Source organism: Candidatus Hydrogenedentota bacterium, from assembly GCA_019695095.1.
Lineage (GTDB): Bacteria > Hydrogenedentota > Hydrogenedentia > Hydrogenedentales > SLHB01 > JAIBAQ01.
Window position 1 is genome coordinate 15,981 of record JAIBAQ010000006.1, and the last position, 13,245, is coordinate 29,225.

Below are 13,245 nucleotides of genomic sequence, written 5' to 3' on the forward strand. Positions count from 1 at the left end.
CGGGGTATGCTGCAGCAATTGCACTATTGGCCGAGAACGTACATCCAGGTTGGGTGCATTGCGTTCTTGGTAGCGGTGGCGTTGATGCCGATTGCCATTCGCCTGCTGGGCCGCCTCGGCGTTTTGGACCAGGTCGCCGCGAACAAGATTCATACGAGGCCTGTGGCGCGCGGTGGCGGCATCGTCATCTTCATCGCGTTTGCCGTCGCTGTCTTATTCCCCAACTACCGAGACAACCCCATGAAGGGCGTGTTGCTGGGATCGGCGATTTGCCTGGTTGTCGGCGCCATTGACGATATCAGGGGAGGCATCCCCGCGACCTTGAAGTTCTTCACGCTTGTTGGAGTGACGGTCATCATGTCGCAATACGGGGTGCTAATCCGCGTAGCGGGTTCGTATCCTATCGATCTTCTTCTGACGATATTCTGGGTTGTCGGCGTCACGAGCGCGATTAACGGCATCGACAACATGGACGGGCTCGCGGGGGGCATATCCGCCATCGTGTCCACGATGTATTTGGTGATCGCCCTGCAAGCATTCATCGCGGCCGGCACCGAAACCAGCTTATCGTGGTTTGGGCTTCTTGCGGCGGGCCTGATTGGATCGAACTTGGGGTTCCTCGTCTATAACACAAAACCCGCGCGCATTTTCATGGGAGACTCCGGAAGCTTCTTCCTGGGGTTCACGCTGGCGGCATTGGGTGTTATGGGCGAATGGAGCCGCAATCCGGTCGTATCGTTCAGCATTCCAATGCTGATTCTCGGGGTGCCCATTTTCGACTTCATCTACATACTGGTCGCACGCGTTATTCGGGGCGACACCCGGACTATTCGCCAGGTCATCGATCATTGTGCAACCGATCACCTTTCGCACCGACTGGTGTGGATGGGGTTTGGCCAGTACCAGGCGGTCCTCTTCATCTACCTGCTGTGCGTGGTGATGGGCGTCAGCGGCGTTTTGCTGCGCAATAGCACGAGTCTGGTTGATACCGCTCTTGCATTGTTTCAAGGCCTGACTATCATATCGCTGGTTTTCATACTGATGGCGATTGCGGCGCGCAAGCCTCGCGAGCAATTCGCCGAACGGGAACCGGTTGCTTCGGCAACTGTTTCGGATATACGAGAAACGGACAATCACGGGTTCAAGGGGGGAAAGTCATGAGTCGATGGAACGCAGTGTTGGGATGTTCGCTGATGGCGTTATGGGGGACCGTTGTTTTGTCCGCCCAAGAGCCGCAGGCGAAGGAGGGGACCGCCTTGGACCGCAAGACTACGTGGAGTGTCATGGAATTTGGAGCCGTACCTGACGAGACTACCGACAATACCGCGGCCTTTCAGAAGGCGCTAGAGGCGGCGTCGGCTGTGGGAGGCGGCATTGTTGAAGTACCCGCGGGCAAATTCGGATTCGACGGTTCGCTGAAGTTTCCGAAGGACGTCACCTTGCGCGGAGTGTTCGCGTACTCGCCTGCCCACGCGGGCATTCGCGATAAGCGCGACGACGAAATGCCTGTATTCGGCACCGTGTTGTTGCCGCGCGCAGGCGCCGGTTCCGAGGAGGGCGCACCGTTCATTTCGCTGGATTCGAACTCCGTGCTGCAGGGCGTGTGCGTACACTACCCCAATCAGAAAGCCGACGCGGAAGTGCCGACGCCTTATCCGTATACGGTTGCGATGCGCGGCAACAACTCGGCGGTGATCGATGTTGAGCTGCTCAATCCTTTTAATGCCATTGACGCCAGCCAGAACCAGCGCGTACTCATTCGCAACGTGCACGGACAGCCTATCCACATCGGCCTCTACATCGATCACATCTACGACATCGGGCGCGTCGAGAACGTGCACTGGAACCCGTGGTGGTCGTTGAACACGCCGGTATTCAAGTGGCAGATGGAACACGGAATCGCGTTCATCTTCGGGAAGAGCGACTGGCACTATGTGCTGAACACGTTCTGCTTCGGCTACAACATCGGCTATCAGTTCATCGAAACCAAGTCCGGTGTCACGAACGGAAACTTCGTTGGCATTGGCGCGGACAACTGCCGGATTGCCGTGTCGGTCGAGAATTCGTCGCCCATCGGCATCTTAATTACGAGCGGCGAGTTTGTGTCGTTCGATGGCCCCGACCCGACTATGGTGCGCGTCGAGAAGACCAACTCGGGGGCGGTCCGCTTCGTGAATTGCGCGTTCTGGGGGCCCTGCAACCGTATCGCCGTGATTGATGGTACCGGCGTAATCGGATTCAGCGACTGCACATTCCAGAACTGGGGCCACCGCGACAAGCCCGTTCACGCGATTGAGGCTGTTGGCGGCACGGTGCTGGTGCGCGGGTGTGAGTTCCACGAGGACAAGCCGCAGGTACTGCTCGGCGAAGGCGTCAAGCGCGCGATTGTCACGGAGAATGTTGTCGAGGGCCAAGTGCGAATCGCCAACGAATCCAAGGGCAAGACCGTGGTAGACCAGAACATCGGCACGGAATAAGCTCGCGTTAATCCGCACTCCAACGGCTTCCGTCGGCGAATACGGTAACGAAATCGAATCGCGCGGAAGCCGTATCTATTTCCACGAGCGTGGCTCCCTTGCGCAGACGGTCCGCGCCGTAACCGCCGTGTCCCGCAGCGCGGCCATACGACAATACGATGCCATCCTCTTCGAACCAGAAGTCATTTGCGTGGCTGTGCCCGACGAAGCATGCGCGCACGTTGCCCGCGCGGCGTATGCCGTCGAAGAGCGTGCCGTCATCGTCCCAATACAAGACCTCCTCCTGGGCATAGCCTCGCGCGCGACCGTCGAGCCGCGCGGACTCGTATTGCTTCAGCGGAATGTGGAAGTACGCGATGGCCGGAATCGCGCGGCCGCGTAGTAGTTGCAGGCGGTTCGATTCGTGCTCCAACCACGCGACGTCTTCTTGCGCGAGGGACCGGGCGCGCGAGTTCAGGAAGAAGATGTCCCAACACGCGACGCCCTCCGCCTGCACTTCCACGCGATAGTCTCCGTCGCCGTTCCCCAACGGCAACGACGCTCCCAGGGATGCCGCGCTGCGTGCCAACGCTTCGGCAACGGTGTCCGGATGGTCGTGATTGCCCGGCGTGAACGCCCAGGGGACGCCCAGCGACTCCACGAAGGCAAGGTCGCGCCGCATGACGAACGGCGCTCGCTCCGCGTCGTCGTCGCAGCACCAGATGTCGCCCGTCACCGCGAGCAGGGATGGCTGTGTGTGGTCCACGATGGCACGCACGTCGGCGTAGGTCTGCTCCGCCGGTTCGTCTCCCTTGTCGCTGTGGAAGTCCGTAAGCTGCAGAATTCGAACGGATCGGTAACCGGAGGCATTTAGGACGGCATATGGATGTTCCAGTGATGGTGACATGATGCCCTTCACCTTATTTCGGATAGCGAATGGTACCGGAAACGGAGAGTCTGTTCGACTTGGCCAGCCTCGGGACCCGTTCTGCCCTTTCCGTAGTTGACAGTTCCCCGGCTCCTTTCAGATGGCTTTCAGATGGCTGTTGACCTTTGGCGTGCCAATGCTTACCCTATGCCAAATGTAATGACAATTTTTTTGGAAGGTCCGCAGCATGAAGCACACCGTAGTCTATGGCGCTAACGCAACTCCCTTGGAACGAAACGCTTGCGAAGATCTGAAGGCCGACCTCGAGAGAGTCGTAGGCGTTCCAGTCGCGCTTCATGAAGAGAGCGCCGGAAATCGCGACGAAGGAGCGGTCTACCTCGTGGGTACCCCAGCGTCGTGCGGATGGGTGAGCATGTTGGCCGACCGCGGCGAGATTGAGATCTCGCGGGATATGCCCGGCAGCCAGGGCGGCATCATGAAGCGTATTGAGCGCCCGGGGCTGGGGCCGCTCGTTGTGCTTGCCGGCAGCGACGCCAAAGGGGCGCAAAACGTCGTCTACGACTTCTCGCGTGACGTGCTTGGCGTGGACCCCTACCAGTACTTCACCGACTACTCGCCGGCGCTGCGTCCCGAGTTTCTTCCCAAGACGCTCGACCGCACCGTTGCGCCCCCCAAGGTTCCCATACTTTGCTATTTCGACAACGACGATGATGAGTTGGCCAACATGACGCAGCCGTATCTCCAGTTCGACAAAGCGACCTGGAAGGGCGTGCTCGACACGCTGGCGCGCACGCGCTACAACGCCATCGACCTGCACGACCATTTGGGGCGCAGCGAGTTCTTTCTCTGGGAGGACTACATCAAGTTGCGGCCCGACTACCACACCGATCTGGAGTTGCTGGATTGGGTGATCGACTACGCCCACTCAAAAGGGATCATGGTGCAGATCCCCATGTATCTTGCCTGGGAGTTCAAGCACATCACCGAAGAAGAGGGCGTCTGCTGGTCGAAGTACAAGCACCGCTGGATCGAAACGTGGCAGTACTACATGAAGGATTCGCCGATCGGCAAGGCCGACCTCTTCTTAGACCGTCCGCGCAGCCAGATTTGGGATTGCCAATACAAGAGCGCCTGCGGTGAAGACACGGGCGCGGTGATGACGGAGGCGTTTACGGCCTTGCGCGACGTGGTGTTGGAGCACAATCCCCGCGCAACGCTCCTGTGCGATTTGTACGCGCACGGGCAGGACCTTTGGACCTCGGGCGCGTTTAGGCCTCCGAAGGACTACATCCTTCTGTGGCCGAACAACGGCTGGGGGCTGTTCAAACCCTTCCCGAAGGACAAGCGCGGCTATCGATTCGGCACGTACATGCACGCGGGGTTCTGGCTGAATCACGTGGTTCAGGACCCCTATCCACGGCGCATTGAGCAGAGCATGAAGGAACTGCTCCTCACGCACGAAGCCGCGGAGTACTGTCTCGTTAACGGGCAGACGTTTCGCCATTTCATCCTCAACCTCGAAGCCTATTCGCGCGCCACGTATGCGCCGGAATCCTTCGACGGCGACGCCTTCTTCCGGCAGTGGGCCGCGCGTTACTTTGGGGACGCTGCGGCTCCGCACGTGGTCCGCGCGTTCGACCTGCTGCATGAAGTCAGCGGCGAAGGCTATGTCCGCCTGATCCACGAAGTCGTGGCCGCGGAGAAGGCGTGTCTCGCGAAAGAGGTTCCGGCAGATCTGGCGGCGCTTGAGAAGTCGGTAAAGGACACAGAAGCGCGGCTGGAGACGCTTCGCGCGGCGTTGCAGGAGGCTGAACAGGCCGATCAGGCAGCCAAGGACCAGGCGCATTTCTGCCACGACCACGTTGTGTTGCCGATCCGCGTGTTTGCCGAGACCGTGGCGTTGCATTTGGAGCTGCAGAAGGCGTTGCTCGCGTGGGGACGCGACACGTCTACAGAGAATGCCAACGCGCATCTTCGCGAAGCGGCGCGGATTCTTCGCGCGCATTTAAAGACGCGCGAGGATGGCGATAAGAATCCCATGTGGAAGACGTGGTACGACCCGAAGAAGCGCAGACCGAACGGGGGGTTCCCGGATTTGGGGAAACTGGAAGCCGCGCGCTTCTGATTGGGATTCTGCGGTAATGTTTCAAGCTAGGTCCTTCGTCCGCCTGAGGCGGACTCAGGATGACAAGCTGGCGTAACGTAGCCTCGTTGGCTGCAGTTCGGTAGCGCCCGCGATCGGCGAACAATGCAGTTGTCGTCATGCAGGACTTGTAGCGGAATGGAGACCTGACGGTCGTAAGAGTGGCTGGGTCAGGAGACCCCGCCACAGCGTGGTGAGACTTGTAGTGGAACGGAGACCTGACGGTCGTAAGAGTGGCTGGGGTCAGGAGACCCCGCCACAGCGTTGTGAGACTTGTAGTGGAATGGAGACCTGACGGTCGTAAGAGTGGCTGGGGTCAGGAGACCCCGCCACAGCGTGGTCGTAAGAGTGGCTGGGTCAGGAGTCCCCGCCACAGCGTGGTTGCGGTTTGGTAGCGTCCACGCTTGTATGAAAGAGGCAGGCAGGATGCCTGCCACACGTTGTTCGGAGAGCGGTGGATGGCGGAAGCGGTTGACACGTTTCGCGGTGGTGCCTAGACTGGCTCGGGGGCGATGCAAGGAGAAGGCGGCATGAGGTCGGGCGGTGTTGTGTGGGTATGCGGGATTGCGATGGTTGTCGCGCCGTCGGTGGTCAATGCCCATGATTCGCTTGAGCGGTATGTTCAGCATGCGGCCGTTGTGAGTGTCACTCCCGAGAACATCGACATTACGCTTGAAATCTCGTTCAACTCGCATGATTCGCAGGATGAGCGTCGCATCATGGATACGAATCGTGATGCGGTCCTTTCGGATGAGGAAAAGAAAGTCTATCTCAACCAGGTCCTCGCGGACGTTGCGAAGCGCGTGGCGCTTCGCGTCGACAACGAGGAAGTGCGGTTGGTTCCGCTGTATGACCCGGAGTTGGATTTCTACGATTCGAGCGATCTGGAGGAGCATCCCCATCTCCTTCGAATCTTCTTGTTCGCGCGAACGCCCGCGACGTTGAACAAAGGCAGCGATATCCAACTGGAAGATCGCCTTTGGGAAGCCAAGCCTGCGATGCTTCAAGCGCGCGTGAAAGACAGCAGCGGCATTAATTTGGTTGCCAAGCAATCAGGTACCGCCTTGCGTCTGGATGACGGAAGAGACAAGCGGTTTTTGCATTGGACGTGTACCGCGTTTCGCAAGTAACTCGCGGCGAGTGGTCGCCGCACACGAGGAGAATGCCCATGAGACGGATAGCGCTGGTTCTTGCCTTCCTTGCAGGTTCATCGTGTTTTGCGCTCGATGAAGTGCTTAAGGGCGCCACCGACATGACCGGCGAGCTGTCACGTGCCGGGAAACATCTGTTCGATGGGGCGGTCCAAGGAGAATTGGACGCGGTGAACCGCGAGCTGCGCGAGTCGCAGGACGCGTATAACCAGGCCAACGATGAGGCAGGCAAGACGGCCGCGATGGAACGGCGCAATCGGATGGCGACACACTTGCAGGAACTTTTGGAAGCGTGCCCCGGTAAGCTGCCAATCGGTTTTGGCGAGACGTACACGGTTCTTCCGGCAACGACGCCGCCCGCGTTTCCGGGCGATGCAGGGGTGATGTTGTTTCGTGTGGATGCGGGAGATGGCCCGCAACGGTGCGCGCGCGTCGATTTCGATTTCTCAAAGGTGTCGCATCCGCATTTGCAGGTTAAGGTAAAGCCGGGTTGCGTGACGTGGGTATTGCTGAACTTCACGCACGTCCCTTTGCTGAAGACGCAGGCAGAACTTGAGTTCGCCGTCGAAGACAGTGAGAAAAAGACGCTGCTTCCGCTGACCATCACGTCGCAGGCCCCGGGAACATTGCGCATAAGCGTCCTCTCGGAAGCAACAGGCAAGCCGGTCCCCGCGATGGTTCGTATCGTGCGGAAGTCCGATCAGCATTTTGTCGAGCCGCCGAACGCCGTGGATTTCGGGCCGCTGTTCGATAGTCAAGGAATGGCAACCGCGCGGCGCAACTCGAACTTGCCGGGAAAACTGGCGGGGTCATGCTGGTGTGTGCCGGGTCCTTTCGACGCGACGGTGTCGCCGGGCGAGTACGAGGTCGTGGTCCATCTGGGTATCGAGCACTTGCCGGTATTCGACACGGTCGCGATTGCATCGTGTGAGACCGTGGAGCGAACGTACCGGTTGCGGCGGTGGGAGAACATGACGAAGCGGGGCTGGTATTCCGGCGACGACCACGTGCATTGCCAGATTCTCAGCGACTCGGACGCGCGGCGGCTTATGACCTGGATCAAAGCGGAGGACGTTCACGTCGCCAACGTCGTCAAGATGGGGGACATCTATCGTACGTGGTTTGAGCAACGCGGGTTTGGTCCCAAGTACCGCGTGCAGGACGGCACCTACGTGTTGTCGCCGGGCCAGGAGTGTCCGCGCACCCACGATGAGCTTGGCCACACGTTGCACATGAACATCAAAGACATGATTCGCGACACGGGCCAGTATTATCTGTACGACACCGTCTTTGATGAAGTGCAGCGGCAAGGCGGGCTTTCCGGTTACGCTCACGTGAATTCCGGAATCTTCTACGTTCACCGCGACATGACTCTCAACATCCCCAAGGGGAAAGTCGATTTCGTCGAATTGCTGCAGTTCGCGGCGTTGGGCACGGACATCTACTATGACTTTCTCAACCTGGGGTATAAGGTGACGGCATCGGCGGGCAGCGACGTGCCGTGGGGCGGCACGGTCGGCGAGGTGCGCGCATACGCCTATCTCGGGAAGAAGAAATTTACGGTCGACCGCTGGTTTGACGCCGTCGGCAAAGGACGGACATTCGTCACCAATGGGGTGATGCTTGAATTGACGGTGGACAAAGCCCTTCCCGGCGACGAGATGGAGATCGATGGAGAGCGGGAACTGAAGGTTCACGCCAAGGCGTGGGACAGCGGCGAGTATGCGACGCCCACGGCGCTGGAACTCGTTGTGCTCGGTGACACCTTTAAGCGCGAACAGTCCGCCGATCCCAACAAGACCGAATTGAGCATCGACTGCACGATACCCTCCGGAAACGGGTTCTGGATCGCGGCGCGCGCCGAAGGCAGCGATGGATCGCGGGCGCATACCACGCCGATCTACGTTGTGCGCAAAGGGCTGCGTTTCTGGAAATACGATGCGGTGGATGACCTCATCGCGAAACGCATGGCGAGCCTGGCGGAGATTGAGACCATCGTTGCCGAGGCTGTCGATAAAGACAAGCGCGGAGAACTCGAAGGCAAGCGCGTGAAGAAATTGCTTGCGGAACAGGGTCCGGCATTGTTGGAACGTGTCGCGGCCGCACGGGCGATCTACGAGGATCTCAAGGCCGTGGCCGCGAAAGAAGCGTCGTTGCGGTAAAGGCTGGGATCAAAGGACAGCAGGGACAGCAATGACAACAAAGACGATAAGCAGGTAGGAGTTGTATCCGGAAGAGTCTCTCGTCGTGAGTCTGTCAGACTCTGTGCCGGTCCGTGTCAGTCTTTGTTCGTCTGTGTGAGTCCGTGGCGGTCCGTGTAAATCTACGGCTATCGGGAAGTCTCTTGCTTTTCGTTGGCCCCGCAGCCTGAACAATGGCAGGACTTGCCGCTGAGCGTGCGGCTTACCGACCACACGACATAGGCCACGCTTGCTGCAACGATGATGAGGGCAACGGCAAGTTCCATGACTATGCCCCCCACCCCATCCACGTGGTCGCGTGGTATGTGACCATCGCGCCGACGTAAGCCAACGTGGTCATATAGGCGAAGGTGAACAGCGGCCACCGGAGCGAGCGGGTCTCGCGGCGGATAATGGCAAGCGTGGCGCCGCACTGACAGCACAGCGCAAAGAAGACCATGATCGACAGCGCGACAGGGATGTTGAACAGTTTTGTTCCGTCCGGGCGCTCCACAGTTTGAAGCACAGTCCGAAGATTGTCCGAATTCTCATCGACTTCGCCGCCGATATAGAAGATGGTGCCCATGGTCGCAATGACGACCTCGCGCGCGGGGAACGACGAGATGGCGGCCATGCCGATGCGCCAATCCCATCCCAGCGGGGCCACCGCCGGCTCTATTGCGTGACCCATCGCTGCCAGATAGCTGTTGTGGATGTGCGCGCCACTCTCCTCGTTGTCAATCGCCTTGACGGCCTCTTCGCGTTCCGTATCGCTCATCACGGCGTGTTCCAGCGCGGCGCGCTTTTGATCGAACTCTTGCGTGATACTTTGCGAATGCGGGAAGTACGAAAGCGCCCACACGATGATGCTGATCGAGAGAATGATCGTGCCCGCGCGCCACAGGAACTCCCGGCCCTGCGTGTAGACTTTCCGGCCCACGGTGCCCCACTGCGGCAGCTTGTACGAAGGCAATTCCAGCAAGAACGGCGGGGTGTCGCCCTTGAGCAAGGTTTTCTTCACGATCCAAGCCACGGGGATGGCGATGGTGATTCCAAGGCAATACATGAGGAATAGCGTCAGTCCCTGCAAGCCGATGAGGCCGCCCGCGATTTTGTGCGCGGGAATGAACGCGGCAATCATTACCGTGTAGACCGGCAAGCGCGCCGAACAACTCATCAGCGGAGCAACGAGGATGGTCGCAAACCGGTCGCGGCGGTTGGCGATGGTGCGCGTGGCCATGATGCCTGGAATTGCGCACGCGAAACTGGACAACAGCGGGATGAACGATTGGCCCGATAGACCGCACTTACTGAGCAGCCGGTCCATCAGAAACGCGGCGCGCGCCATGTAACCGCAGTCTTCGAGAATGGCGACGAACAAGGTAAGGATGAGGATCTGCGGGACGAAGATGACCACGCTTCCGACGCCCGCGATGATACCGTCGACGATGAGGCTTTTCAGCACGCCATCGGACATGTGACCGCCGACCCAGTCGCCCAGTCCGCCAAACGTCGCATCCACCAAGTCCATAATTGGGGAGGCCCACGCGAAGATGGCTTGGAACACCGTGGCCATAAGCAAAGCGAACAGGAGCGTACCGTAGACTTTGTGAGTCAAGTACGTGTCAATTTTGTCCGAGGTTGTTGTGATGCGAGTCGAAGGTTTGCGCACGCCGGCAGACACGATGCGCCGGATCCACGCGTAGCGGCTGCGCGCTTCGACCGCCGCCAGGGATCCATTGAACCCGACGCGCGTGCGCCGTTCGTCGAGGGGCGCGCCCAGGAGATCGGGCACGCGGTGCTTCAAGCGTTGTTCGGCATATCCGCCGCGGTCGACCAGCAATCGGAACGCTTCCATGTTCTGGACCGGCCGGCCCAGGGTATCGCGGCGCGCGTTGAGTTCCTTCTCAAGCGCTGCCACTTCATCCAATAGCGCTTTCGGATACTCGGGACCGTCAATCGAATCCGAGCGTCCCCGGCACACGGCTTCGATTACCGCTTGCTTCAAGGAGTCGATCCCGATGCGTTTGTGCGCGCAAATGGGAACAACCGGTGCGCCGATCTCGCGAGCGAGGGTCTCGGCGTCGACGACGATTTGCCGCTTCTCGGCGAGGTCCGTCATGTTCAACGCGATGACAATTGGTTTGCCAAGTTCTTTGACTTGGGACACCAAGTAGAGATTCCGCTCAAGGTTGGTCGCGTCTACCACGGCCAAGACGGCGTCGACGGGCTTTTCTCCCGACTGCTGACCGAGCAACACGTCCACCACGATCATTTCATCGGGAGAGCGCGCGGCAAGGCTGTAGGTGCCGGGGAGGTCGATCAACTGGGCCGTGCATCCCCCGGCTTTCATCTGACCGCTCTTGCGTTCCACGGTTACGCCGGGGTAATTGCCCGTGACTTGATTGAGGCCGGTGAGGGCATTGAACAAGGTCGTTTTGCCGACGTTGGGATTGCCCACCACGGCGACAACGCCCACAGAACGGGATGTGCCGGATTCGGGTTCCATGGTCTTCAACATCCCTGTTCCACCTCGACGAAAGCCGCTTCCGCTTTGCGGAGAGAAAGATGATAGCCTTGAACGATGATTTCGATAGGGTCGCCCAGCGGGGCAATACGGACTACTTCCACTTCGGCGCCTTCAATGACGCCCATTTCCTGAAGCCGCTGATGAAGCGAACTGTCCCCAAGAAGACCCTGTACGACGCCTCGGTCGCCGGGACGCAATTGATTCAATGTGTGCATGGGTGTGTTACTGCCGTTGACCGCTGTGCGCGCCTACACCCACTCCGCGCGTTCGGCGTAGTGATGCGGCTTTGAGGTCTCCGACGGTATGGGTACTTCGAGGAACTCGGCGGGCAACTGCGGGCGCACGGTGACGCGCGCGGCGTCTTCGCCACGAAGACAGAATCGCGATTCGCCCACTTCCAGAATCATCGGAGAACCGGCCCGCGCGACGCGCACCGGCGCTCCGGGAACCATTCCCAACTCCCTCAGACGCGCGCATAATGCCGTGTCCGCGGTCATCTCCACGACTTCAACTTCTTCCCCCGACCCACAATCGGTAAGCGGAAGGGTGAACAGGTCCGAATCCTCCATGAATCCTAACTCTCCCGGCCGGCAAACGCCCTGGCGTTTCCTGCCTTCAACAAGCGGAATGCAGAGCCTTAAAGCATGCGCTTGCGGCCCCATCTCCGTTAATCGTGCGAACTTCTACCCAGCAGCTTGTCGTACGCCTCGCAGGAGATGTTCCCTGAAAGGCATTCACCCGACTCGCACAGGGGGCACTGTTCCACCGATTCGCAGCCCGGTTTGAAGCAGGCCATGACATCGTGGATCTTTGCCGCGCGCGACTCGTCGCTCAGGATATAGCGCATGAGCCACACCATGCGGCGGCCTGTTTCCAGGCTCATCAAGTGTTCCATTTTGCAGGCGTCAGAAAGCGCCACGTTGGGCGAAACGCCCAGCACTTCCTGGAAGAATTTCGATAGGATGCGGAAGTTGTGCTCCACGAGGCGGGCAATTTCCCGGCCTTCTTCGGTAAGCAGGAGGAAACGATTCGGGTCTTCCGTCACCCATCCCCGCTTCTTGAGCTGGGAGATTGACATTGACGCTGCGCCGCGCGACACTTCGAGCATGCGGGACACATCTGTAACCCGGGCATAGCCGAATTCATCCTTCAAGGCGTCAATGGCCATAAGGTAGTGCGCCGCGGAGTGCGTGACGTCGTTCTTTTCGAACTCACGCCAGTATGTGGAGTCATTAATGGGCTTTGTCATGAGGTCGGCCTCTTGTTTAGCATACTAAACCGCCGTTCAAAGGTATTATAATCCGCTCACACCCCCTCCGTCAAGGTCTTTACCTAGTTCCTCTTTGGGCTGCTCCTATCAAACGCTAATTATCCAAGCCCAAATGTCCGGTACTTCTCGACGGTGCTAATCGGAGAACAACGTGAAGGTGTGCCCTGCGGACTGCTTTTGGGTTCGTGACAATTCCGATTCTTGATACTTGGAATGGCATTCCATCCGGCAGTCCGTGAAGAGTCTATTCAGGGCGAAACGAAATGATCGAGCGCGATTTGGCATCTCATAGCAAGCTCGGGGCATTGCGGGAAGGGTTCGCGCTGGAGACAGCCGCGCGCATGATCGGCAAGAGAGGCGAGGAGCTTTACTTCTGGTCGACCCACGCGGGCGCAGAGGTAGATCTCTTTTGGCAGAGTAGCGGCAAGAACTGGGCAATTGAGGTCAAGTACGCGGATGCGCCGAGTTTCACACCGTCCATGCAGAGCGCGCTGAAGGACCTGCAACTGGAACACCTCTGGGTCGTACATCCGGGAGACCGTGCATATCCTCTTGCGCAGAACGTCACTACGATTCCTTTGACGCACATTGGATACACCTGGCGCTACGCGTGAATCTTTGCCGAC

General features: G+C 59.2%; 12 protein-coding genes. 6 read left to right on the plus strand and 6 right to left on the minus strand.

The genetic code is table 11. The features are described from left to right. The first annotated feature begins 6 nt into the window (after window positions 1-6). Both K1Y02_01995 and K1Y02_02000 read left to right on the plus strand, forming a co-directional pair. A complete protein-coding gene (locus K1Y02_01995; protein ID MBX7255105.1) occupies window positions 7-1,161 on the plus strand; it encodes an undecaprenyl/decaprenyl-phosphate alpha-N-acetylglucosaminyl 1-phosphate transferase in 1,155 nt (384 codons plus the stop codon). Next, window positions 1,158-2,477: a glycoside hydrolase family 55 protein gene (locus K1Y02_02000; GenBank protein ID MBX7255106.1), complete on the plus strand. Its 1,320-nt coding sequence runs from the start codon at window positions 1,158-1,160 to the stop codon at window positions 2,475-2,477. Before K1Y02_01995 ends, K1Y02_02000 begins: the two co-directional genes overlap by 4 nt. A 7-nt stretch (window positions 2,478-2,484) precedes the next feature. Here K1Y02_02000 and K1Y02_02005 read toward each other — a convergent pair whose 3' ends face one another. Beyond that, a complete protein-coding gene (locus tag K1Y02_02005) occupies window positions 2,485-3,363 on the minus strand; it encodes a metallophosphoesterase (GenBank protein MBX7255107.1) in 879 nt (292 codons plus the stop codon). A gap of 208 nt (window positions 3,364-3,571) precedes the next feature. Between K1Y02_02005 and K1Y02_02010 the strand changes: the two genes are divergently transcribed. The 3 genes from K1Y02_02010 (at window position 3,572) to K1Y02_02020 (ending at window position 8,801) form a co-directional block, all read left to right on the plus strand. Next, window positions 3,572-5,470, plus strand: coding sequence for a glycosyl hydrolase 115 family protein (locus K1Y02_02010; protein ID MBX7255108.1), 1,899 nt, complete (start codon window positions 3,572-3,574; stop codon window positions 5,468-5,470). A 548-nt stretch (window positions 5,471-6,018) separates the two neighbouring features. Further along, window positions 6,019-6,618: a hypothetical protein gene (locus K1Y02_02015; GenBank protein ID MBX7255109.1), complete on the plus strand. Its 600-nt coding sequence runs from the start codon at window positions 6,019-6,021 to the stop codon at window positions 6,616-6,618. 38 nt (window positions 6,619-6,656) lie between these two features. Continuing rightward, entirely contained in the window at window positions 6,657-8,801 is a 2,145-nt protein-coding gene (locus tag K1Y02_02020) for a CehA/McbA family metallohydrolase (GenBank protein MBX7255110.1), read from the plus strand. 167 nt (window positions 8,802-8,968) lie between these two features. On the opposite strand, the gene K1Y02_02025 is transcribed toward K1Y02_02020, so the two are convergent. The 5 genes from K1Y02_02025 to K1Y02_02045 form a co-directional block, all read right to left on the minus strand. Then, the gene (locus tag K1Y02_02025; GenBank protein ID MBX7255111.1) at window positions 8,969-9,106 is read right to left on the minus strand and encodes a hypothetical protein; all 138 of its coding nucleotides are present in this window, start codon (window positions 9,104-9,106) and stop codon (window positions 8,969-8,971) included. A 2-nt stretch (window positions 9,107-9,108) separates the two neighbouring features. Continuing rightward, entirely contained in the window at window positions 9,109-11,328 is a 2,220-nt protein-coding gene (gene feoB, locus K1Y02_02030; protein ID MBX7255112.1) for a ferrous iron transport protein B, read from the minus strand. 5 nt (window positions 11,329-11,333) lie between these two features. Further along, window positions 11,334-11,564, minus strand: a complete 231-nt coding sequence (locus K1Y02_02035) for a ferrous iron transport protein A (protein MBX7255113.1) — start codon at window positions 11,562-11,564, stop codon at window positions 11,334-11,336. 33 nt (window positions 11,565-11,597) lie between these two features. Next, the gene (locus K1Y02_02040) at window positions 11,598-11,918 is read right to left on the minus strand and encodes a ferrous iron transport protein A (GenBank protein MBX7255114.1); all 321 of its coding nucleotides are present in this window, start codon (window positions 11,916-11,918) and stop codon (window positions 11,598-11,600) included. 98 nt (window positions 11,919-12,016) lie between these two features. Further along, window positions 12,017-12,598: a metal-dependent transcriptional regulator gene (locus K1Y02_02045; GenBank protein MBX7255115.1), complete on the minus strand. Its 582-nt coding sequence runs from the start codon at window positions 12,596-12,598 to the stop codon at window positions 12,017-12,019. 284 nt (window positions 12,599-12,882) lie between these two features. Between K1Y02_02045 and K1Y02_02050 the strand changes: the two genes are divergently transcribed. Further along, window positions 12,883-13,233: a DUF4143 domain-containing protein gene (locus tag K1Y02_02050; protein ID MBX7255116.1), complete on the plus strand. Its 351-nt coding sequence runs from the start codon at window positions 12,883-12,885 to the stop codon at window positions 13,231-13,233. The last annotated feature ends 12 nt before the right edge of the window (window positions 13,234-13,245 follow it).